21 protein-coding genes are annotated in these 22,539 nt (G+C 37.4%); 4 read left to right on the plus strand and 17 right to left on the minus strand.

All coding sequences use genetic code 11. From position 1 onward, the window contains the following. Window positions 1-61: 61 nt before the first annotated feature. Window positions 62-1,747: a beta-xylosidase gene (locus GR160_RS04360; RefSeq protein ID WP_160748601.1), complete on the minus strand. Its 1,686-nt coding sequence runs from the start codon at window positions 1,745-1,747 to the stop codon at window positions 62-64. Between the two features lie 192 nt (window positions 1,748-1,939). Here GR160_RS04360 and GR160_RS04365 point away from each other — a divergent pair, with 192 nt between their 5' ends. Further along, complete coding sequence (locus GR160_RS04365) at window positions 1,940-2,521, plus strand: helix-turn-helix domain-containing protein (protein ID WP_160748602.1); 582 nt, start codon at window positions 1,940-1,942, stop codon at window positions 2,519-2,521. Between the two features lie 117 nt (window positions 2,522-2,638). On the opposite strand, the gene GR160_RS04370 is transcribed toward GR160_RS04365, so the two are convergent. Then, window positions 2,639-3,151, minus strand: coding sequence for a DUF2911 domain-containing protein (locus GR160_RS04370; RefSeq protein WP_160748603.1), 513 nt, complete (start codon window positions 3,149-3,151; stop codon window positions 2,639-2,641). Window positions 3,152-3,312: 161 nt separating this feature from the next. Here GR160_RS04370 and GR160_RS04375 point away from each other — a divergent pair, with 161 nt between their 5' ends. Continuing rightward, window positions 3,313-5,232, plus strand: a complete 1,920-nt coding sequence (locus GR160_RS04375) for a DUF294 nucleotidyltransferase-like domain-containing protein (protein ID WP_160748604.1) — start codon at window positions 3,313-3,315, stop codon at window positions 5,230-5,232. Between the two features lie 3 nt (window positions 5,233-5,235). Continuing rightward, window positions 5,236-5,838: a PolC-type DNA polymerase III gene (locus tag GR160_RS04380; protein WP_160748605.1), complete on the plus strand. Its 603-nt coding sequence runs from the start codon at window positions 5,236-5,238 to the stop codon at window positions 5,836-5,838. 9 nt (window positions 5,839-5,847) lie between these two features. Here the strand turns inward: GR160_RS04380 and GR160_RS04385 are convergent, their stop codons facing one another. The 11 genes from GR160_RS04385 to GR160_RS04435 form a co-directional block, all read right to left on the minus strand. Then, entirely contained in the window at window positions 5,848-8,577 is a 2,730-nt protein-coding gene (locus GR160_RS04385; RefSeq protein ID WP_160748606.1) for a PAS domain S-box protein, read from the minus strand. Between the two features lie 151 nt (window positions 8,578-8,728). Further along, complete coding sequence (gene acs, locus GR160_RS04390) at window positions 8,729-10,639, minus strand: acetate--CoA ligase (RefSeq protein ID WP_160748607.1); 1,911 nt, start codon at window positions 10,637-10,639, stop codon at window positions 8,729-8,731. Window positions 10,640-10,768: 129 nt separating this feature from the next. Continuing rightward, a complete protein-coding gene (locus GR160_RS04395; protein WP_160748608.1) occupies window positions 10,769-11,137 on the minus strand; it encodes a response regulator transcription factor in 369 nt (122 codons plus the stop codon). 24 nt (window positions 11,138-11,161) lie between these two features. After that, entirely contained in the window at window positions 11,162-13,849 is a 2,688-nt protein-coding gene (locus GR160_RS04400; RefSeq protein WP_160748609.1) for a sensor histidine kinase, read from the minus strand. Then, window positions 13,842-14,036, minus strand: coding sequence for a hypothetical protein (locus tag GR160_RS04405; RefSeq protein WP_160748610.1), 195 nt, complete (start codon window positions 14,034-14,036; stop codon window positions 13,842-13,844). Before GR160_RS04405 ends, GR160_RS04400 begins: the two co-directional genes overlap by 8 nt. A 67-nt stretch (window positions 14,037-14,103) precedes the next feature. Continuing rightward, window positions 14,104-14,325: a DUF6814 family protein gene (locus GR160_RS04410; RefSeq protein WP_160748611.1), complete on the minus strand. Its 222-nt coding sequence runs from the start codon at window positions 14,323-14,325 to the stop codon at window positions 14,104-14,106. 12 nt (window positions 14,326-14,337) lie between these two features. Then, window positions 14,338-15,879 carry an MFS transporter gene (locus GR160_RS04415; RefSeq protein WP_160748612.1) on the minus strand — a complete coding sequence of 514 codons (1,542 nt, stop codon included), beginning with the start codon at window positions 15,877-15,879 and terminating at the stop codon, window positions 14,338-14,340. A 20-nt stretch (window positions 15,880-15,899) separates the two neighbouring features. After that, entirely contained in the window at window positions 15,900-17,288 is a 1,389-nt protein-coding gene (locus tag GR160_RS04420) for a porin (protein ID WP_160748613.1), read from the minus strand. 108 nt (window positions 17,289-17,396) lie between these two features. After that, window positions 17,397-17,816, minus strand: a complete 420-nt coding sequence (locus GR160_RS04425) for a helix-turn-helix domain-containing protein (RefSeq protein WP_160748614.1) — start codon at window positions 17,814-17,816, stop codon at window positions 17,397-17,399. A 141-nt stretch (window positions 17,817-17,957) separates the two neighbouring features. Beyond that, a complete protein-coding gene (locus GR160_RS04430) occupies window positions 17,958-18,620 on the minus strand; it encodes a hypothetical protein (protein ID WP_160748615.1) in 663 nt (220 codons plus the stop codon). A gap of 14 nt (window positions 18,621-18,634) precedes the next feature. Further along, entirely contained in the window at window positions 18,635-19,093 is a 459-nt protein-coding gene (locus GR160_RS04435; RefSeq protein WP_160748616.1) for an Lrp/AsnC family transcriptional regulator, read from the minus strand. Between the two features lie 160 nt (window positions 19,094-19,253). Between GR160_RS04435 and GR160_RS04440 the strand changes: the two genes are divergently transcribed. After that, window positions 19,254-20,480 (plus strand): aminotransferase class I/II-fold pyridoxal phosphate-dependent enzyme, encoded by a 1,227-nt coding sequence (locus GR160_RS04440; RefSeq protein WP_160748617.1) that lies wholly within the window; start codon window positions 19,254-19,256, stop codon window positions 20,478-20,480. Window positions 20,481-20,553: 73 nt separating this feature from the next. Here GR160_RS04440 and GR160_RS04445 read toward each other — a convergent pair whose 3' ends face one another. The 4 genes from GR160_RS04445 to GR160_RS04460 are packed head-to-tail and all read right to left on the minus strand — an operon-like array spanning window position 20,554 to window position 22,402. Beyond that, window positions 20,554-21,246 (minus strand): type 1 glutamine amidotransferase, encoded by a 693-nt coding sequence (locus tag GR160_RS04445; RefSeq protein ID WP_160748618.1) that lies wholly within the window; start codon window positions 21,244-21,246, stop codon window positions 20,554-20,556. Window positions 21,247-21,264: 18 nt separating this feature from the next. Next, the gene (locus GR160_RS04450) at window positions 21,265-21,852 is read right to left on the minus strand and encodes a MarR family winged helix-turn-helix transcriptional regulator (RefSeq protein ID WP_160748619.1); all 588 of its coding nucleotides are present in this window, start codon (window positions 21,850-21,852) and stop codon (window positions 21,265-21,267) included. Window positions 21,853-21,855: 3 nt separating this feature from the next. After that, window positions 21,856-22,119, minus strand: a complete 264-nt coding sequence (locus tag GR160_RS04455; RefSeq protein WP_160748620.1) for a DUF2024 family protein — start codon at window positions 22,117-22,119, stop codon at window positions 21,856-21,858. A 49-nt stretch (window positions 22,120-22,168) separates the two neighbouring features. Next, window positions 22,169-22,402 (minus strand): conjugal transfer protein TraF, encoded by a 234-nt coding sequence (locus tag GR160_RS04460; protein ID WP_160748621.1) that lies wholly within the window; start codon window positions 22,400-22,402, stop codon window positions 22,169-22,171. Window positions 22,403-22,539 lie beyond the last annotated feature (137 nt).

The following is a 22,539-nucleotide window of genomic DNA, read 5'->3' on the forward strand; positions in this document are numbered from 1 at the left end:
AAAAACCGCCCGAAAATTATATTCAGGCGGTTTTAATCAAAATAATCTAACCGAATATCTTTTACCAGTCCAATTTAACCAAGGCCACTGCCTGTCGTTGTAATTGTACTGATACTAAAGTTTTACCTTTACTGATATTTATATTTTTAGTACTTATTTTTTTAAGCTTGCCTGCACTTTCTAAAGTTGCTATTTGTTCTTTAGTTGGATTTTGAGGAGATCCCATTTTTTTCCAAACCTCATAAGAGTTACTGTTGTCCTTATCTATAAGATAGATGCTTATATCAGTTTTCTTCGAAGGTATATTGTTTATAGTAAGATTTACAGTTTCTGTTGGTCCGGTTTTATCATCGTCATGATAATTCCATAGCATAACTGCCGCCGATTTTTTATCTTTTGTTGCAAGTGCCCCAATGTCTGATTGCGCACCGCGAACACTTCCTTTAATTACATCTTCAATTGCATACATGCGGTTGCTCTCTATAGCTATACGTTTGCCTGTCATCATTCCAAACATTCTGAAGACATTCAACACTGGTTTATCTACACCATTAGTGGCAAGGTCTCTGAAACCATAAAACCACGGCTGGTCTTCAAACTCAAAAGACCAGGATACTGCGCCAAGAAAATTCGCTTTAGTTTGGTCTGCCAGTATATATTTTCGGGCAAAAGATGCCGCTGTATAGCTGGAATACATTGTGCCATTTCGATAAGCATTCTCGGGATTGGTGGCCATACCGCAAGCCGCGCAGCCTTCAGGATCTGATTCACCGATAATTACAGGCAAATTTCTGGTTTCAGGATAAGACATAGTTAATTTAAAGCCTGTTTCTATATCATTTAGCTGCGGCGCCATATCCATACGCACTATGCCATTTACAGATTTTGGCGAACCTTTGGCGTGAAAAAGTATCGCATCCATAGGCGATCCTTTTTTACCTGTTGCATAGTTAGTGCCACTAATACAGTGTTTTATAAAATCATTAGTCCATTCTTGAGCACCTTTTCCTTTAGTGCCTGCTATATTTATACCTCCAATTTTTGCTGTTGGCAAAGCCTTTTTTAATCCGTCGGCAGCATAATCATATAACTTCAAAAACTCTTCACGTGTACCTTTCCAATAATGACCATTTGGTTCGTTCCAAACCTCCCAATACCAGCTTTCTACCTCTTTTTTGCCATAACGTTCAACTGAATGTTTCACCCATTCGTAAACAAGATTACGCCATTTATCATAATCTTTAGGAGGGTAGGCCCATCCTGTAATAATATCGGTGTATGGATCGCCAGGTTTCCAGTAATGCCTGTAAGGGGTAGGGTGTGTAGATAAAGCCTCGGGCATAAAGCCAATCTGTGCCAAAGGTTTCATGCCGCGTGATACATAGGTGTCAAAAATACTGTCAATAATTTTCCAGTTATAAACCGGATTCCCCTTAGCATTTTCGGTATAAGCGTTTGTAGAACCCCATTTAAGTGCCGCTTCACCATCACCTGTAACCAATAGGCTATGGGTACGTACATATACGGGTACGTGACTGAATTCGGCTATTTCAGAAAGCAGTTTTTTACCGTCTTTCATGTAGGTATAGTTTGGCTCGTCATAGCCAAACCAAGCCCAAACAGGTGTCATTGGAGCAATTTCATTCTTAAGATCTACAGTAATAACCGGGGCAGTTTGTGCCTTTACAGGCATTATAGCAACAAATAATGAAGCTGTAGCCAAGTAATGTTGTATTTTTTTAAGCATAAATAGAATTTGGTGAATATTAAAGTTTAACGACTAAAAATTAGTGTGTTTACAAAATGTTTATCTTTATTCAACAAAGTTGATAAAAATACTAATACGTTGTAGTTATAAATACAAGTTTTTTTAACTTTATATTTTTAAGCCTTTAATATTCTTAAATTTGTTTTGAAATTCTATAAACTATATTAATTGATGAGCGTTTTAGATAACAATACAATACCAAATGACAATGAAATTAATAATCTTGGTGTTGGCGAACGCATAAGAATTTTGCGTACTGCGCAAAACCGTACTTTACAGGAAGTTGCGGATAGTTGCGGTCTTTCTAAAAGTATGATCTCTAAAGTAGAAAACAATAAGGCTGTGCCGTCAGTGGCTGCATTAGTAAAAATAGCACAAACCCTTGGAACCAATATTTCGCAATTACTTGAACAGGATGGGTGGGATAAAGCCATTGTGACTACACGTAAAGAGGCAGAAAATAAATTGGTTAAAACAGAAAAAGGATATATGATCTTTCCGTATGCATCAGAATTTCACGAAAAGAAAATGCAGCCGTTTTTATTTGTTGCTCGTAAAGGTGAAGTTATTCCGCATCAGCTTTCACATGAGGGTGAAGAATTTGTGTATGTAATTGAAGGCAGCATGAAAATGCAGGTTGCTGAAACAGAATATATTTTAAAAACCGGAGACAGCCTTTATTTTAATGCAATGCAAAAACACGGTATTTTACCAATTTCAGAATCAGTAACATATCTTGACATTTTTGTTTAAATTGGGCTTCTCTCCGATATTAAAATTTGTATTATATTTGAACTATAATATATATTATGTAAAATATAAAGTAAAAAAATTAACCGCACTGCTCTACACAATACGGCTAATATTAATTTATTTAATGCTTACAGGTATCTCAAGATATTCCCAAGACAAAGTAACATTATCTTTGTTTACATTATAAACTAAGCTTTCTACAAGTTTTGCAGCTTTTTTAGTTTTAACACTAACACGTAATGCATCTTTAGCTTCGTCATAATTATAAGGATTCAAATCTTTAATTTCTTTATTAAAAATTACTGTAGCCTTACCGTCTTTTTCAGGGATAACAAAAAATGTATATTTACCGGCTGCAAGTTCTTTACCTTCAACTTTAATATTTTTACTAATGTCAAAAGTTGTAGCTTTATTAGCTCCGGCACGCCAAACTTTGCTATATGGCACAAGATCGCCCCAAATTGTTCTTCCTTTTACAAACGGGCTGCTGTAATCTATTTTGATTGTAGCGCCATTAATTGTACCTGATGCTGTAGCTGCTGGACTGGCAGGTTTTTTATCCTGTGCAATTGTTAGAGTTGTTGAACATAATGCTATAAACAATATAGCAATTTTAGCAGTTAATTTCATGATATAAAATTTGTGTTATACTGTAAAGGTACTAACTAATGCTTTACAGGCAAGTTTAATTATGCATGGTTAATAAATTTAACAAACCTTTATAGTATTCCTGTAGTCATTTTTTTTGTATCGGCTTAAAAAATAGTATTTTTAGCATAAATTTTCCGGTAATGAAAAACCCTGTAGCCCAAAATGTTGCCGATTTTTTAAAGCAATACCCTCCGTTCAGTAGCTTATTAATTAATGAATTACTGGATATTGCAGCACATTGTAAAGTGCTTTATCTTGAAAAGAACCAAATACTTTTTAGAGGTGGCGATGCCACACATTCTGATTTTTATATAGTTAAGGACGGTGCTGTGGGACTTTCGCTAACCTCAGATGCTGAAGAAACACTCATAGATAAATGCGATGAAGGCGATATTCTTGGTCTTCGTCCTTTTTTTGCCAAAAACGATTACCTGCTGACAGCCCGTGCACGCGAAGAATCTTTAGTGTATGGAATTCCTATCGCTGTGTTTGAGCCATATGTTGTTCAAAATCCTAAAGTTCTTAATTTTTTATTGGAGAGTTTTGCATCGCAAACCCGAAATCCTTACGATAAAGAACGCAGCGGAAGGCTGCTCTCTGAAAATACAATTTTTAGTGAACAGGAAGTTGATATCCAGTACTTCCAGCCTATTAAATATACAAGGAACCCAATAACAGCTAACCCTGATGATGTCTTGATGTTTATAGCCAAGACAATGGCAAACAGCAGTATAGGCAGTGTAATTATTCAACAGGATCAGTTACCAATAGGCATTATTACAGACAGGGACCTACGTTCAAAAATTGCTACCGGCCTCTTCCCTATTACAGTGGAGGCACAGGAAGTAATGACAAGCCCTGTTATAACGGTGCCCGAAAACATATCTGTTGCTGAGGCTCAAATGATTATGCTGAAACATAATGTAGGGCATCTTTGTGTTACTCGTGATGGTAGTGATAAATCTATTGTAAGTGGAATAATATCCGAACATGATGTTGTTGCGGCACAGGCCAATACTCCCGGCGTATTGCTAAAACAAACCCGCAGGGCTACTAATAATAAAGAGCTTAAATACGTAAGGGAAAAACTTACCGATCTTATTCAGAGTTCTATCGATAAAAACATTCCTATTTCGCATATTTCTAATATTGTTGCTGAGATCAATATTGCGCTTACACGCAGGGCAATAGAGCTTGCAGTTATAAAAATAGGCACCCACCCTCCTGTTCGTTTTACTTGGGTAAACATTGGCAGCCAGGGACGTAAAGAGCAATTGCTGCTTACAGACCAGGACAACGCACTTGTTTTTGAAGATGTGGAAGACAGCCAGTATGACAGTGTTAAACGCTATTTCATTGAACTTGCAGAACTTGTTACTGAATCACTCAATAAAGTTGGTTATGAATTCTCGCCGCATAACATTATGGCCAGGAATCCGCAGTGGTGTAAATCGTTAACTGATTGGATAAAACAATATAATATTTGGATAAACACTCCGGCAGAAAAGGGTGTGGAAATAAGTACATTATTTTTTGACTTCGATTTTATTTACGGCTTTCCTGCTATAGAAGATGCTTTGACCGAAACCATACAACAAAATATTAGCCGAAATAAAAAGTTCTTTGCTTTTTTAGCTAATGATACACTTAAAAATTTGCCTCCACTGGGCTTTTTCAGGCAGTTCCTGCTTGAAAGTGATGGAGACCATAAAGATAATTTTGATATTAAGGCACGGGCATTAGAGCCTCTTATCGATGCTGCCAGATTACTTGCACTTAGTTATGGTTTAACGGAAATTACTAATACTTATCATCGTTATAAAAAACTTGCCGATCTTGAGCCACAGCATGCAGACCTGTATGATGAATGTGCAGAAGCTTTTAATGTACTGCAAAAATTCAGGACAGAGAATGGACTAATTAACAGTTCAAACGGAAGGTATTTAAATTTAGATGAGTTGTCTAAAACAGATAAAGTTAAACTTAAAAACTGTTTTCAGCCCATTAATGATATCCAGGATCTGATTAAAAACCGCTTTTCATTAACATTTATAAACTAAAGTATGGCTTTTGAATGGCTAACCGGAAACGTTCCGCAGTTTTGGAAAAACTACAGCTCACTGTTTGAAGGCGATGACAATAGCCTTCAAAAACGTTATGTAGTATTTGATATGGAAACTACAGGACTTGATTGGAAAGAAGATGTTATTCTTTCTGTAGGGGCTATTGGTATAGTAGGCAATGCCATAGAGGTAGGCGATTTTTTGGAGGTTTACATCAAACAGGATAAGTTTACTCCTCAATCTGTTGCTTTAAGTGGTGTGATTAAATCTGTTGAAAATGAAAAAGTTGTTGAGGCAGAAGCAATGATACAGCTTCTAAACTTTGTAAAAGATTCCACCCTTGTGGGGCATAATGTTAACCTTGATATTGAGATGGTAAATCAGGCACTTAAACGGCTTGATCTTGGAAGGATAAAAAATCCTTTAATGGATACTAATGCACTTTTTCAGCGATGGAAAGATTTGCCGGGCGACATATCAACAAGTCTGGATGAGTTATGCGATGCGTTGAATATTGATAAGAGCGAACGCAATACTGCATGGGGAAACGCATATACAACTGCATTGATCTTTTTAAAACTAAAAAAGAAATTAGATATTTAATTGAATAGGTTAAACTTGTCTTTGGGGCAGTATTACATGAAAGGTTGCCCCCTCTCCTATTACCGATTCGGTATAAATAGCACCATGATGATTTAAAGCTATGCGCCTGCATAAAGCTAAGCCAATGCCCGAACCCGAATATTCTGTACGGGAGTGCAGTCTCTTGAAAACTTCAAATATCTGTTTTTGATATTGTTCATCAATACCAATACCATTATCTGAAACCGAAAACCTGTAATAATCTATAGATCTTAGCGGGTTTGGGATATGTTTTTTAACCTCATTTACTTCAAGCTTTTTAGCTGTAACAGTAATTTTGGGAGTTTTATCTGCCACTACAAATTTTAGCGCATTTGCTATTAAGTTATAAAAAAGCTGGTTCATTTGTAATGAAACAGCATCTATAACCGGGAGTTCCTCTATTTCTATCTCAGCATTTTTCTCTTCTATCAAAAGTTCAAAATCGCTGCAAACAGCTTTTACGATATTGGTTATATTGACGCTAACAAACCTAACATCGGTATTTAAAAGTCTTGAAAATTCCAACAGGTCTCTAATCAGTAAAGACATCCTGTCGCTTGCCTTTACTATTTTATCTATATTGGTTTTATGTACACCTAAAGTATCTCTCTCCCTGAGCAGGTTAGAGAACATACTTATCTTTCTCAATGGCTCCTGCAGGTCATGGCTTGCTACATACGCATACTGTTCTAACTCTTCGTTAGTACTCACTAATCTGTTGTTTATTTCAGCAAGGTCCTCATTAGCTTTTCTAAGAGCTTCGGTACGCTCTTTAACCTCATTTTCAAGAGCAAGCTGCAATTCACGCTGATTAGTAATATCCTGAGCCGTACCGCTTATCATGTACGCTTTACCATCGGCATTAAAAAAAGCTTTACCTTGGGCATGCAAAATGCGCTTTGTACCTGTAACCCGGTTTATGATAGTATACTCTTCATTATACAACCCGTCAGAACCGGGACTTAATGCCCTTGTAACGGCCTGCTCAACCTTTTGCCTGTCTTTAGGATGAATTATAGCATAAACATCTGTAATATCTTCGGGGTCTCCGTCAAAACCAAACCATTGCAACATCCGTTCAGAATAGGTTACAATACCTGCTTCAGGATCAAGGCTCCATGTGCCAAGTTCAGCAAGTTCTATAGCTCCCCTTAAAGATGCCTCAGCTTCTTCTATTGCCTGTCGTGCCTTTATAGATTCAGTAACATCAATAGCTATATCCAGAACCCCATAAACAACTCCATTAGCATCAAAAAGAGGCGTATAACTAACATTATAGTAGTTTTTTGTAAGTATGCCGTTACGCATAATTTGTACTTCCCTACCATAATGGTGCAGCTTTTTACCGGTATTAAACACTTCGAGCATAAAGCCTATAGATGCCTGTCCATGCAGTTCCGGCATCGATTCTAACAAAGGCCTGTTTACAAATTCTTCCTCTGTACGTCCTACAAAGGCAAGGAAAGAATCATTTGCAATATCTGTAACCAGATCCCGTCCTTTAAAAACAGCCATTGCAGCCTGCGCCGAATAGATAACAGCTTTAAATCTCGCTTCACTCTCGGCAATCTTTTCAATTGTCTGCACACGTTTGGTTACATCATTTGCCATTATAAGAATGCCCGATGCATTATCATTTTCGTCTTTTAAAGGGGTATAAATGAAATCAAAATACAGATTTTTTAAAACACCATTATGGCTCAGTTTGGCTAAAACATCATATCCTTTGTATGATATTCCGCTTTCATAAACGTTCTTTAAAATATCTATAAATCCCTGATCCTCAATTTCGGGAAGTGCCTCAATAAGAGGCTTACCAATTATAGAAGCATCTTTGCCCCAAACTTCAAAAATTTTATCGTTACCAACCTCTACAACAAGATCTTTCCCCTTTAAAAGGCCAATTGCCATAGGGCTTTGTTCTGTTATAGCCCTAAAAAGCGACTCACTTTCCTGTAACAACCCCTTAGAATGTACTTTCTGGGTTACATCAACTGCAACATTCATAATTGCATATACTTTACCTCTTTCATCAAAAAGGGGTTTGTATGTAAAATCAAAATAGTAAGTATCCAACACACCGTTTAAAGCCAACATAGCAGGAGTTTCTGTAACCTGATACGTTTTGCCGGTGGTATAAACATCGTCAAGTATTTGCAAAAAGGGCTGCCCTTCGAGTTCAGGAACAGCATCTTCAAGCTTAGATCCAATAATAGACCTTGATTTACCCCAAAAACTAAGCATTACATCATTGGCTAACCCAATTATCATATCCCGGCCAACATAAAGACTTATTGCAACAGGTGCCTGATGGATTATGGTGTTAAGAGTATCTTCATTTTTTGCAGCCTTTGCTAAAGACTTTGTTTTTACAGAAGTTGCCCTAACGGTTCCGTGAAAGGTTTCTACACCAGCTGATTCATCAATAAATCTTTTGCCTTTAACCTGAATACGCCCGGCAGCATTATTATAGGTTATATTTAAAACTCCAAAAGATAAAGCAGTAAGTATAGCATTGCCAACAGTATCACGGTCATCTAGATGTGCCTGGGCAAGCAGTTGTGTGTATTTTGCTTTTGAAGATGGTATGCAAAATAGTTGTTGGGCAATAGCATCGGCAGTTATGTTACCTGATGCCACATCAAAACACCATGTTCCTGTACCGGAAGCTTCCAGAGCTTTAATCAGATGGTGTACATCCGGAACATTATCGTGCATTTATGTGGTGTTTTAGTATGTTGCCTTACAAATATATTCAAATAAGCATTATACTCAAACAGCAAAATATGTTAATAATTAAAATGAATAATAATAAAAAAACGGTACCATAAAAATCTATGATACCGTTTGTATATGTTTAGGACTGTAACTATTCTATTTTTCCTTTTTTAATTTCCTCAATAATTTCAGGATTTAAAAGTGTAGTTGTATCACCGAAATTACTAAAGTCGCCCTCGGCAATTTTACGTAATATTCTCCTCATGATCTTGCCCGAGCGCGTTTTTGGAAGTCCGGAAACAAACTGTATTTTGTCAAGCTTGGCAATAGGTCCAATGTGGCTCGAAATATGCTCATTGATCTCTTTTTCAAGATTTTCTTTAACACGTCCTGCACCTGATTCTTTAAGGATTATAAATCCGTAAAGTGCGCTACCCTTAACATCGTGAGGGAAACCAACAATAGCGGATTCGGCAACTGCAGGGTGCTCATTAATAGCATCTTCAATTGGAGCTGTGCCCAGATTGTGGCCCGATACAATTACAACATCGTCTACACGCCCCGTGATTCTGTAATAGCCTACTTCATCGCGCAACGCACCGTCTCCTGTAAAATATTTACCAGGGAAAGTACTAAAATAAGTATCTTTAAATCTTTGGTGGTCACCCCAAATGGTACGCGCCATGCCCGGCCAAGGAAATTTAATACAAAGACTTCCCACTACCTGGTTGCCTTCAATTTCATTACGCCTCTCATCCATAAGCACCGGCTGTACTCCCGGTAGCGGTAATGTTGCATAGGTTGGTTTTGTTGGAGTAACGAACGGTAATGGAGATATCATTATACCACCTGTTTCAGTTTGCCACCATGTGTCTACAATTGGCGATTTCTTTTTACCAACGTGGTCATTATACCAGTGCCATGCCTCTTCATTAATAGGCTCTCCTACTGACCCTATCACTTTAAGCGAACTAAGGTCATGTTTATCTACCCAACTCCAGTTTTCTTTAGCCAACGAACGAATAGCAGTTGGTGCTGTATAGAACTGTGTAACCTTATGTTTGTCTATAACTTCCCAAAAACGTCCAAAATCAGGGTATGATGGTACACCTTCAAAAAGCACAGTAGTTGCACCGTTTAACAATGGTCCGTAAAGTATGTATGAGTGCCCTGTAATCCAGCCTATATCGGCAGTACACCAGTAAATATCATTCTCTTCGTAAGCAAATATGTTTTTAAATGTATACGCTGCATAAACCATATAACCTGCTGTAGTGTGCAGCATTCCTTTTGGTTTCCCTGTAGAACCCGATGTGTATAGAATGAACAAAGGATCTTCAGCATCCATTATTTCGGCAACGTTGTTAGCAATAGCTTCGTCAAGAAGTGGCTGTAGCCATTGGTCACGCCCTTCTTTCATATTTATTTCTGCATTAGTACGTTTTACTACCAATACTTTCTCTACAGTTGGGCAGCTTTTAAGCGCCTCATCTACAATTCCTTTAAGATCAATGGTTTTGCTGCCACGGTAGCCACCATCTGAGGTTATTACCATTTTACAGCCTGAATCGGTTACCCTGCTGGCTACCGCCGAAGCCGAGAAACCAGCAAATATTACAGAGTGTATAGCGCCAATTCTTGCACATGCCAGTACTGCTACGGCAAGTTCCGGTATCATTGGCAGGTATATACATACCCTGTCTCCCTTTTTAATGCCTTGCTCACGTAAAACATTAGCCATTTTAGCTACACGATCGTACAGTTCGTTGTAGGTTATTTTTTGTGCCTCTTCATCAGGATTATTAGGTTCAAAAAGAATGGCAGTTTTATCGCCTCTTTTTGCCAAATGACGGTCTATACAGTTTTTTGTAATGTTAACCTTTGCATTAATAAACCACTTTACATCGGCCTCCTGCATATCAAACTCTACAACTTTATCCCATTTTTGGTACCATGTAAAGTTTTCATCAGCTACTTTATCCCAAAACTTTCTGGGCTCTCTCACTGATTTATTATAGTGCTTAAAGTATTGTTCTAAGTTTTGTACCTGATAGTAACTCATTGCGTTAGTTTTGTTTTGTTTTTTAAAGACTACGTAAATATATTAATGATATTTTTTAAATCCTATATATTTATGCAAAAATAATATATATAACATTATAATTCAGCTATTTTTAGAAGTTTTTTAGTATTACTTTTCTTCTAAAAGCAAATTGACTTCTTCTGTAAGTTTTTTAATCGAAAATGGCTTTGTTAAATATAGGTTTGCCCCTAATGATAATCCTTTTTCAATATCTGCCTCTTTGTTTTTTGCAGATAAGAATATAACCTTACAATTTTTAAGTCTCTGATTTTGTTTTATCTGTTCTAGCGTTGCATAACCATCTACATGAGGCATCATTACATCGAGTATAATTACATCCGGAGAGTGTGTTTTTAGCAACTCCAGTGCTTCCTGTCCGTCGCGGGCTATATATACTTCAAAATTGTTCTTTTTAAAAGTATATTCCAGAGACATTACTATGTTAGGTTCATCGTCTACAATTAAGATCTTTTTCATTTTGCATTTTGGTTTGTCGCGTGGTTAGTTATGTATCGGTAATGTAAAAATAAGGCTGGCTCCCCCACTCTCACGGTTTTGAGCCCATATCCTACCTTTATGATATTCTATTATCTGTCGGCTTATAGCCAAGCCCAACCCACTGCCCACGGGTTTTTTAATGTTTTGGTTATTAGACTGATAAAATTTATCAAAAATAGTTTCAAGATCGTCCGGGTCTATGCCTTTACCATTATCGTTTACCGTAGTTATGATATCTCTGTCATCTGCATTTATCGTGATAAAGATACTACCGTTTTGTTCAGGACAAAACTTTATGGCATTAGACACAAGATTTGTTATTACCTGTATTATTCTGTCCTCATCATAAAACGCATTTACAGTACCGCATTTTATCTGATGTATGGTTATGCCCTTGTTTTTTATGAGTTGTTGCAGGGGTTCAAGGGCTTTTTCCATTGTAGTGTCAAGATTATTCACCGTGGCATTCATGCGTTGTTTGCCGGTTTCAAACCTTTCAAGGTCAAGGATTTTGTCAATGAGCCTGTTAAGCCTGTCCGATTCGGATATTATATTCTGCAAAAACTGTTTTCTAAGCCCCTCGGGTATTTCGTCATCTTCATACAAAATTTCGCTGGCAGCTTTTATAGCTGTTATAGGCGTGCGCAACTCATGGGTAACGGTATCTAAAAACTCATCCTTTTGGCGGTCTTTAAACACCAGTTTTTCATTGGCACGTTGCAATTCTTTAGTTGTAACTTTAAGTTTGTTGGAAGTATCCGTAAGTTTTTTATTAATGATGATATTCTCTTTAGATTCCTCCAGTATATTGAGCAGCTCCGGAAGCGTTATTTTGTCTTCCTTAACCACACTCGATATTAGTATCCTGGCTGATGCCGTACCTATGTGGCCTGTAAGTAAATTTTCGGCAAACTTAATAAGGCGTGCATCGGCTATGTTCTGGTTACGGTCTACATCATATTTTGCATGAAAAATATTTAATGCTCTTGCAGTGCGCTCTTCACCCAAAAAGCGGTTCAATACATTTTGTATCTCACTTGTATATGCAGTACCTTTCCATATAAAAGCGTTTTCGTGCATGGTTATGTATTTGTCTATATCTATAAACATTTCGGCATAATTGCGCTCCCTGTAATTACCCCTGAAAGTTACCGATACCACAAGAAAAGTAAAGATATTAGCGAACATGCTCCAAAATAATGCATGCGGAATTGGATCAAGATAATCAAGGCCAAAAAGTTCAAAGGGTTTTAACATATCTATTCCGAAAAGGCCATTAGAAATAAAACTGCTGCCCATGTGCGATGCTCCTGTTGCATATGGAATCAGTAATGTAAAAGTACATACTGCAAAACCCATAGTAATTCCCCATATTGCACCAAGCCTTGAGCCACGCCTCCAGAGTATGGCTCCAAAAAAAGCAGGTGCAAGCTGCGCTATAATTACGAATGATACGAGCCCGATAGACACAAGGTTATAATCGAGCACTACCATTCTGTAAAGCAGATAGGCAATTATGATAAGGCTAAAGATACCTATGCGCCTAATGTTTACAATGCGTCGCGTATTTTGTTCCGGGTTTACCGATTGTAATGTGCCTAAATATCCGTAAGGAATCAATATGTTATTACTCAACATGGTAGACAGGCCAATGCAGGCAACCACGATCATGCTTATGGCGGCTGAGAACCCTCCTAAAAATACTAAGACCGTTATAAATTGGTTGCCCATTAATTGAGGTATAAGCAGCGAATAGGTATCGGCGTTTACAAATTTTCCTTCAAAAATTATGTTACCTCCCCACGCTATAGGATATACAAAAATATTTATAAGCAAAAGGTAAAGCGGGAAAAGCCACAATGCCGTGCGAACATGGCTTTCGCGATGATTTTCTATAACCGACATTTGGAACTGCCTTGGCAATAAAAATATGGCGAATAGCGAAAGAACACACAGTAAAAACCAATTAATGGCCTGTGGTATGCCGCCTATGGTGTTTTTCTCTGCAAAACTTTCTATGGCCGATGCCTGTGTGTAAATATCATCAAAACCATCGAATACAAAAAAGGTAACATAGAGCCCTACCAAAAGAAAGAAAAACAGCTTTAGTAACGATTCCATAGCTACGGCTGTAACAATACCCTTACGCTTTTCGGATGCATCTACATAGCGGGTGCCATAGTAAGATGAAAATAATGCCAATGCAATGGCTACATAAGTAGTTGTATCGCTAAAAAAAGCTGATGCCTGAGATGTTTTTGCTACTACGTGAAATGTTTCTGATATCGCTTTGAGCTGCAGTGCTATATAGGGTAATATTCCCAATAGGCAAACCACTGATACTATAGCCCCTAAAAAACGACTGTTACCATAGCGAAGCGAAATAAAGTCGGCTATGCTCGATACTTTGTTGATGCGTGATATACGGATAATACGTACAAGTATAAATATCCATGCAGGTATGCCTATTATTGGGCCAATATAAGTAGGCAGATAATTAAGGCCGGAGTTCGCAGCAACGCCTATACTACCATAGTATGTCCAGGCAGAACAATATACTGCAAGCGATAATGAATAAACATACGGGTTGTTTGTCCATTTACTGTTGCCTTTTTTTTCTGCCCAGTGTGCAACAAAAAATAAAAGCCCAAGATAAACCGCAAGAATAAGCAACAATACTATACTATTCATAATACCTTTTTATTACAAATAATGATAACAGTATTGATGCCGCCCATATCGAAAAAAAGTAAACATAAATGAGCGGGATCCCTCCTATAGATTGTGCACTGTCAAACAGTAACAGCAAAGGCATATTGAATGCTACTAAGAGCATAACAGCCAGAATAATAAGTTTTTGCTCGTGCCTTTTTTTCATAAGTGTTTATAATAGCCATAGCCTCCGCTTGCGGGGAGGCTACAGCAAATATTCAAAACTAAATTAACTACACATTATCATATTCGCCTTTAACAGCATAAAACCCAAATATACCCAAGCCTGCTACAATTAGCGGTGTTAGTATAAATAGTATAATAATGCCAAACACAAGGTCTTCCTGTTTGCCCGATGAAAATTTAGGCAAACCAAATTCAAATATACAAAAGTAGGCGGCAGCTAAGGCAAGAGCCATCCATACTATTCCTAAAATTCTTTTTAATGCTTTCATAACTATAGTGTATTAGTCGTGTTCTACGTTGTTTTTCGCTTTTAAATATACCATACCTACCACAAAGCTAATGGCCGCTATTACAATAGGATACCATAACCCTTCAAGGTAAAACTCAGGATCGCCTGCATCTTTGGCTGTCGTTACAAAGTAGGTGGATATTGCCGGGAGCAATCCTCCAAAAATACCGTTACCTACGTGATATGGCAGTGACATCGAAGTATAACGAATCTTAACAGGGAACATCTCTACAAGGAATGCTGCTATCGGCCCATACACCATGGTCACAAATATTACCTGTATAAACACCAACAGTATCAACCACCAACGGTCACTATCATTAATAGTTATAGTAGTTTTTGTGTCGGCTTTTGCCTTGCCGTCTACCATAATCGGCTGTCCGTCTTTAAGGTGAACTGTTTTAACCTGAACCCATTTGGTACCGTCTTCAAACTCTTTTTTAGAGGTATATACAGAATCTATGGCTCCTTCGGCAGTTTCTTTTGTTATGCTTTCAACAGATGCTTTATCTACAAGCTCTGTTTTAGTTGTTATATCTGTCGTTTTATACATTGCAGTATAAATAGGCCTGTAAAGCAATATAGCTGCCAGCATACCTGTCATCATGATGGTCTTACGCCCAACCCTGTCGCTCAGCCATCCAAAGAACACAAAGAAAGGTGTTGCAATAAACAAAGCTATACCAAGTAATGCATCTACCTGCGAAGAATCAATAAACATAACTGTTTTAAGGAAGCTCATGGCATAGAACTGCCCGGTGTACCACACAACACCCTGCCCCATTGCCGCGCCAAATAGCGCAAGCAATACAAACTTAAGGTTGTACTTATTACCAAAACTTTCTTTTAAAGGGTTTGTTGTTGTCTTGCCCTCAGCTTTGGCTTTTGCAAATACAGGAGATTCGTGCATTTTCCTTCGGATAACATAAGATACCACTACCATTAGTATCGAAATAAGAAATGGTATCCTCCATCCCCAAAGGTCAAAGTCTTCTGCGCTCATGGCTGCTCTTGTAGCCAGTATAACCATCAGCGATATAAAGAGGCCAAAAGTTGCCATGGTTTGAATCCAGGAGGTCCAGTAACCACGTTGGTTGTTAGGCGAGTGTTCTGCCACATACGTCGCCGCTCCGCCATATTCTCCACCCAAGGCAAGCCCCTGTAATAAGCGGAGTATCAGCACGGCGAGAGGTGCCCAGAAACCTATACTTTCATAACTGGGAATACAGCCTATTAAAAATGTTGCTCCACCCATTAGCAAAAGCGTTACCATAAAGGTATATTTTCGCCCAATAATATCGCCAAGACGGCCAAAGAACAATGCCCCAAATGGCCTTACAACAAAACCTGCGGCAAAGGTTGCCAGTGTAGAAAGAAACGCCGCCGTAGGATTATCGGCCGGGAAGAATTTGGTAGAGATTACAACGGCAAGGCTGCCGAAAATGTAAAAGTCATACCACTCTATAAGTGTACCGAGGGACGATGCGGTAATAACCTTCCAGATCCCTTTTGTAGATGTTTGCTCGTTACTCATTTGTTTAGTTAATTATAGTTTTACAGATAAATTTGAAGTTGTACTAAGAATTCTCCTTTTAAGCTTGATGAAGATGGGGTTGTATATACCGGCCTTGTAGAATATTGAGTAGTTATCTTGGCATGATGCCCATCTATATAAAAGTTAGATCCAATATCAAACTGGGCACTGGCTTTGTCGAGAGCATCAAAGTTTTTGTGGGTAAAAGCACCAAACGGCTGCACCCTTACTTTAGGCTTCTCACTTGAATCGGGAATAAGATAACCTGCCTGCGTGTACCATATTGTTCCGCTGCCAATAGTTGGCTGTGCGTTACCTGCTCCTGCAAGTGCCCTCGTGCCTGTAAAACCTGCATCAGGCACACCCACATTCATTATACCAAGGTCGCGCAGGTAGTTTGAACCAAAATCGTAGCTGTAAAACACGCTGTAAGCTGTTATCGCTGCTTTTTTAGTACCTATCGGCATATCTAAAAAAACATCTCCTGCAAACAGGTTTATATCGTGTTTATCCTGTGTACCGGCAGCATTGCGTGATCGGGTGCCATCGGGCGCCATATAAAAACCGGCTCCCACATTAAATACCTTTTTCGTGCCCACATAGCTACCCACTTTATAAGGCAACAGGTTGCTTTCGGTTTCAAGGAACTGGTATTCAAAATATCCTGCCTTGCTCCATTTTGTATTCCCACTATTATCATAAGCAACACCTTCAGGCCTTACATAGCCGCCTCCCGTATTGGTTTCTAATACATTTATATTTGTAGCAAATGGTTTATTATAGCTAAGTCTGTATTCAAACTTGCCATATTTACCTTTAGCAAATAAACCCATCTGGCGCGCAAACTGGTCAGAGTTTTCAATAAGAGGCCAGTTGAATATAGGAGCATCAGCAGCAAGATAGTTTAACGTAGAAGACATTGTCATACGGGAAAGTCCCATATAGTAATGCAAACCACCACCCAGGCTCAGGCTGAATTTTCCGCTCTCTCCCGGAAGTATTACAGCATACTCGTTCCATGCATCATGAAAAAAGATACCGGGTTTTTTAGCAGCACCATATCCGCCTGTGCCTACAGTACTTGCAGCTCCACCATTGGTAAATGTTTGGTTATTAATACCAAAATGTGCAAGCACCATATATCGTTTAGATATTTGTGCATATAATAACATACGAAGCCTGCGGCTGCCAATATCGGTACTGGAAGTAGCTGCCTCGCCGTTTATCATGGTGCCGGGATTCATTTCGGAAGAGCGGAACCATATCTGGTTCCAAACTATAGCACGCATATATTTTGTGCCCGTAGAGTCTAGGTTAAACTTTAAACCCGACCCGTATTCTGAAGATCCCTGCGAAAAACCTGTCCAGGAAAACAGGAGTAAACCCGCGATGATGGATAATTTTTTCATGGTTAATAATAGGATTTAGGTGAACGAATGTTTGTTTCTTTCCTCTAAATTCTAAAATTTTAACCATTGAATGCTAATATTAATATATATTTATGTAAAGTGGTATAGTTAATCTTTAAAACGCTCCCATTTTATAAGCATAAATTTATCGCCAAGCTCAGTAATGATCATACCTGCACCCGATAATTGCTGCTTGTTTTTAAGATATTCTACAAGCTCTAAGTGGTTAAAAATCTTATATGTAGGATGATAATCACCATGGGATGGCTTGGTGATATTAAATTCCTTAACCCAGTTGCTGATAGTAACGTGGGAGACACCCAAAATACGCTCAATTTCTCTGTAGCTAAGTCCTTCCAGATATAGTTGCAATGCCTTAGTAACATAGTAGTTATCTATCTTTTTGCCTAGTTTGTTTACCGTAAAATAGTATTTGCATTTTTTGCATAAATACCTTTGTTTATCGTTAACCACGCCGCTTTTAACAATCTGATCGTTTTGGCACTTTGGGCAGGCTAAAATATCCATATATATTATTTTTGCATAAATATACTAATTTAGCAACAATATAAAAATGAATAATAAAAAAATAATTTACTTTTTTTATTTACTGAATAATTTTAAACTTATTTTACTGAAAATAAATTAAGTTTAAAGCAATTGCAAACATTATTTAAGCTTTTGATAGCTTCTACCACTCCCGACTGATCTAAGTTCAATTAAGTTTTTAAATTCTTTGTATGATGGTGTCAATTTTACAATTGTTGTATCACTATTAAAATCCATGTTCTTAACAACTGTTTGGATATTAATAAAATCTTTTTTAGAATTATAGCGCCTAAATTTAAGAGAGTCACCTTCCAAAGAAAATATCTTAACTTTCCAAAATATAGAATCGCGGCTACTTAAAATAAGATGATTATTTATTGCTTTAGCAATATGAGTTTCATCCAGTTTAAATAGATAATCCTTTATTATAGCAGATAAATATAAAGAGTCATTTTTTTCAATAACATCAAAAGCAACACCTTTAGAATATAATTTACCATTTTTATAGCTAAATTTTTCTTTTATACTATCATTCAAAATACTTTTAGGTTCTTTTCTGTTTAAAGGGATTTCATAAAAAATTTCCTGACCGTTGATTACAAGAGTCAATTCGTCAGAAATATAGCGGCCTCTAAATTTTAAGGGATACTCTTTTAGTTCGGAATGAGCTGCGGGTTGAGCAGTATTAAAATAAAAAACAGGACTGTCGTACTCGTCAGCTTCAACTATACAGCTTTGAAAAATCAAAATTAATAAAAGCAGTAAAACAGGTATGCGTTTCATTATGGCCCTAATTATTATGCCGTAATTATATTACTGTTTTTTACTTCGCCTATCATAAAAGTACTGTGAGTGCTCCCAATGTGTTGCAATGTTGTAAGCTTGGTTACCATAAATTCACGGTACTCTTCCATATTCGCTACATATATTTTGAGTATGTAATCATAATCTCCGCTTACATGATAACATTCTAATACTTCATCCAGCTTTGCTACCTGTTGTTCAAATTTAGCTATATATTCTTTAGTATGCTGCACGAGCTTTACATGGCAAAAAACCACAAATGCCCTGTTTACTTTATTACGGTCTACTAAGGCTACATAGCGGCTGATGACATTTTCACGTTCCAGTTTCTTTACACGTTCATAAACGGCTGTTACGGAAAGGCCAAGTTTAATAGATAACTGTTTGGTTGTTTGCGAACTATCTTCCTGCAACAGATATAGTAATGTTTTATCGGTTTCATCTAAAGTCATACTGAAAATTTTTAAGCATATCTATCGAATGACTACAATTGATAGAAAATAAATCTAATATAATTCAAAAATAAAGATTTAAAATCTATAAAATAAAATTTGTATTGATTTTGTTGTTTAAAATCAGTCATTTTGAAATACTAATCCAAACCTTTTTATCATGAAAAATTTTAATCCGGCCGACAACATACAGGACTTACAGTATTTTGGAGAATTTGGTGGAGTAAACCCTTCTATTTCTGATTCTTCTACCTATACATTTCTTTCAGCAAAGACCATGTTCGATACTTTTGAGGGCAATGCTGAGGGTTGTTATCTGTATTCAAGGCACTCATCTCCCAGCAATTTATACCTTGGCCAGGCACTTGCAGCTATGGAAGGTACAGAAACCGCCAATGTAACGGCGTCTGGCATGGGAGCAATTACCAGCACTTTGCTTCAATTGTGTAAAGCTGGCGATCATATTGTATCCAGCCGCACTATTTATGGTGGAACATATGCCTTTATGAAAAACTTTTTACCGGGTTTGGGTATTACTACCACTTTTACCGATACCACAAAACTACATGCTGTAGAGGCAGCTATAACCCCTAATACAAAAGTGCTGTTTTGTGAAACAGTGAGCAATCCATTACTGGAAATTGCCGATATAGCCGGGCTTGCTAAAATTGCAAAAAAACACAATATTAAACTGGTTGTAGATAATACGTTCTCTCCCCTATCTGTCGCTCCTGCAAAACTGGGTGCCGATGTAGTGATACACAGCCTTACTAAGTTTATAAACGGTAGCAGTGATACTGTGGGAGGTGTTACCTGCGGTACACAAAGCTTTATAGACGACCTGCGAAATGTAAACAATGGTGCAGCCATGTTGCTTGGTCCTACTATGGACAGTCTTCGGTCGGCAAGTATTATGAAAAACCTGCGCACACTTCATATTCGTATGAAACAGCACAGTTATAATGCACTGTACTTAGCTGAACGTTTCGAGAACGACGGATTGAAAACTGTTTATCCAGGGCTGGAAAGTCATCCTGGACATGAGCTTTATAAAAGTATGATAAACCATGAATATGGTTATGGAGGCATGATGACCATTGATGTTGGAAGCATTGATAAAGCCAATGAGTTAATGGAGCTGATGCAGCACCGTAATCTTGGCTATCTTGCCGTTAGCCTTGGCTTTTATAAAACATTGTTTAGTGCTCCCGGCACATCAACATCAAGCGAGATACCTTTAGACGAGCAACAACAAATGGGCCTTACTGACGGATTGATCCGCTTTTCTATTGGTCTTGATAACGATATTATAAGGACTTATAAAATGATGAAAAACTGTATGCAGGAATTAGGTATTTTGCAACAGGTTGCAGTAAGTGTTTTATAATTTTTTAAATTAAACCCTTTGCTTATGTAATAATAGGCAAAGGGTTTATTATTAAAAGTTTATATATTGTAAATTAACTTATTAAACGGTCTAAAATTTGTTCTAAAATAATATTTGATCTTAAAACATTATCAGGGGTTAAGGATCTGATTTCTTCTTTTGTCTGAACAAAAGTATTGTCAGTTAAATCTTCTGAAGCATAGGTAAGTAAATGTTCAATACTATCTACTGTGGCTTCAAGATGGAACTGCAGGCCAATAACATTACTGCGAAATATAAATCCCTGATTTGAGTTTGCTACCGACGCAAGAGTGCCATATGCATTTTCAGGAATTTCAAATTGTTCTCCATGCCAATGAAATACTAACTGGGAGTCGTTAAAAAGCTTCCATGGCCATTTTTCAGATAAAACTGCGTTTTTTACTTCATACCATCCAATTTCCTTATTTTTTGCACTTACAACATCGGCTCCAAGTACGGCAGCAATTAACTGTGCGCCAAGGCATATTCCAAGCATAGGTTTGTTTGTATCCATGCAATGCTTTATAAATGCCATCTCATCATTAATCCAGGGTAGTAAAAGTTTATCATTTACACTCATTGGTCCACCCATAATGATCAATATATCAAACAATGCCAAATCAGGAAAACTAAAATTATCTTCATATAATCTGGTGTAGCTAACCTCTATATCATGATTTTCAGCCCACCTTAATATATGACCGGGGCCTTCAAAATGAACATGTTGTAAAATATGGAGTTTCATAAATGATTGTTTTCGTTATTATGCCCTTGCCTCATGTTCGGCACAATCCATTCGCAACTCATAATCCATGAGAGGAATATTGAGTAGCCTGCAAAAATGACTGTCCTTTCCAACGGTATAAAATCTGCAAGACAAGCAATTGCGTTGTATAGAAATAACCCCGCTGCTATTAAGGCCTTTTATGATGCTGTGCAGGACATTATAAAAATTATTTTTTTCAGCTATACTGATGTTAGACATCAGGTTGCTAAACACATCGTTAAAACCTGAAACCTGCTTTGCTGTTGCCAATCCTAATGATGTAAGGGCAAGACTAAAACTTCGACTATCAGCCGGATTAATAATTTTAGACAAATATCCTTTAATTATAAGCACTTTTACCGAATCACTCACAGTAGCCTTTGTAAGGTTAAATTCTTCAGCTAAATAGGTAATGCGGCACTTTTCGGGTTGATGTGAGCTTATAAATATAAGTATTTGAATTTGTATTGGGCTAAGACCGGTTTCTTTGCTTTGTTCCCATAACAAAACCCTGAAAGCCTCGGAGATTCTTTCTAAAGAAAATAGAATTTGCCTGTCAGTTTCAGGTGTTTGGGATCGATTCATGTTTTAATTACAATTTTCCATTTCTATAATAGAATATCCGTTGGCATTTATATCATCAATAACTTTTTGCGGTGCGGTTTCGATGTGGCAAAACCTGCATTCATCAGCATTTAAAATATTTCCTGACTCGCCTTTATTTTTGAGATATAATTTTCCAAAATTAAATATTATTTCCTGTTCTTTTATAGTGTCCGGCACAAGGATATCAAAGTGCATGATACCTCCGTCGCCTTTTCTAACATAAGTATCCCATACTGCTACTTTCATAATCTTAAATTTTAAAATGCTCCCGCATTTGCGGGAGCATGATTATTTATTAGTTTTTAAGATCTTCAAGCGAAGCTCCAAAATTAATGTGTAGTACATTTCCGCCCTCAAGCACAAGTGCCGGAACCGATTTCACTCCTTCTTTGTCTGCCTGTGCCACTCTGTGTTTCTGGTCGCCAAGATGCACAATTTCAACTGTATCTTCTCCAATAAGTTTTACAATATCCTGTTCTGCGCTTACGCAAACCGGACAACCTGCATGATAAAAAACATGTTTTGCCATGATTATAGTTATAAAATTATCTGACATTATTGTCAGTACAAATTTAGTTAGGATTACTAACTAAATTTGTTAACGTAAAGTTAATTAAGTGATGAGGAATAACAAACAGAAAACCCGCTAAATACCATTGCAAGTAT

It is taken from the genome of Flavobacterium sp. Sd200 (assembly GCF_009826935.1).
Taxonomy (GTDB): Bacteria; Bacteroidota; Bacteroidia; order Flavobacteriales; family Flavobacteriaceae; genus Flavobacterium.

What these genes read in the sequence shown, in the direction of transcription:
- GR160_RS04360 (WP_160748601.1), bottom strand. Translation starts at nt 1,747, where the DNA reads ATGCTTAAAAAAATACAACATTACTTGGCTACAGCTTCATTATTTGTT.
- GR160_RS04365 (WP_160748602.1), top strand. Translation starts at nt 1,940, where the DNA reads ATGAGCGTTTTAGATAACAATACAATACCAAATGACAATGAAATTAAT.
- GR160_RS04370 (WP_160748603.1), bottom strand. Translation starts at nt 3,151, where the DNA reads ATGAAATTAACTGCTAAAATTGCTATATTGTTTATAGCATTATGTTCA.
- GR160_RS04375 (WP_160748604.1), top strand. Translation starts at nt 3,313, where the DNA reads ATGAAAAACCCTGTAGCCCAAAATGTTGCCGATTTTTTAAAGCAATAC.
- GR160_RS04380 (WP_160748605.1), top strand. Translation starts at nt 5,236, where the DNA reads ATGGCTTTTGAATGGCTAACCGGAAACGTTCCGCAGTTTTGGAAAAAC.
- GR160_RS04385 (WP_160748606.1), bottom strand. Translation starts at nt 8,577, where the DNA reads ATGCACGATAATGTTCCGGATGTACACCATCTGATTAAAGCTCTGGAA.
- acs (WP_160748607.1), bottom strand. Translation starts at nt 10,639, where the DNA reads ATGAGTTACTATCAGGTACAAAACTTAGAACAATACTTTAAGCACTAT.
- GR160_RS04395 (WP_160748608.1), bottom strand. Translation starts at nt 11,137, where the DNA reads ATGAAAAAGATCTTAATTGTAGACGATGAACCTAACATAGTAATGTCT.
- GR160_RS04400 (WP_160748609.1), bottom strand. Translation starts at nt 13,849, where the DNA reads ATGAATAGTATAGTATTGTTGCTTATTCTTGCGGTTTATCTTGGGCTT.
- GR160_RS04405 (WP_160748610.1), bottom strand. Translation starts at nt 14,036, where the DNA reads ATGAAAAAAAGGCACGAGCAAAAACTTATTATTCTGGCTGTTATGCTC.
- GR160_RS04410 (WP_160748611.1), bottom strand. Translation starts at nt 14,325, where the DNA reads ATGAAAGCATTAAAAAGAATTTTAGGAATAGTATGGATGGCTCTTGCC.
- GR160_RS04415 (WP_160748612.1), bottom strand. Translation starts at nt 15,879, where the DNA reads ATGAGTAACGAGCAAACATCTACAAAAGGGATCTGGAAGGTTATTACC.
- GR160_RS04420 (WP_160748613.1), bottom strand. Translation starts at nt 17,288, where the DNA reads ATGAAAAAATTATCCATCATCGCGGGTTTACTCCTGTTTTCCTGGACA.
- GR160_RS04425 (WP_160748614.1), bottom strand. Translation starts at nt 17,816, where the DNA reads ATGGATATTTTAGCCTGCCCAAAGTGCCAAAACGATCAGATTGTTAAA.
- GR160_RS04430 (WP_160748615.1), bottom strand. Translation starts at nt 18,620, where the DNA reads ATGAAACGCATACCTGTTTTACTGCTTTTATTAATTTTGATTTTTCAA.
- GR160_RS04435 (WP_160748616.1), bottom strand. Translation starts at nt 19,093, where the DNA reads ATGACTTTAGATGAAACCGATAAAACATTACTATATCTGTTGCAGGAA.
- GR160_RS04440 (WP_160748617.1), top strand. Translation starts at nt 19,254, where the DNA reads ATGAAAAATTTTAATCCGGCCGACAACATACAGGACTTACAGTATTTT.
- GR160_RS04445 (WP_160748618.1), bottom strand. Translation starts at nt 21,246, where the DNA reads ATGAAACTCCATATTTTACAACATGTTCATTTTGAAGGCCCCGGTCAT.
- GR160_RS04450 (WP_160748619.1), bottom strand. Translation starts at nt 21,852, where the DNA reads ATGAATCGATCCCAAACACCTGAAACTGACAGGCAAATTCTATTTTCT.
- GR160_RS04455 (WP_160748620.1), bottom strand. Translation starts at nt 22,119, where the DNA reads ATGAAAGTAGCAGTATGGGATACTTATGTTAGAAAAGGCGACGGAGGT.
- GR160_RS04460 (WP_160748621.1), bottom strand. Translation starts at nt 22,402, where the DNA reads ATGGCAAAACATGTTTTTTATCATGCAGGTTGTCCGGTTTGCGTAAGC.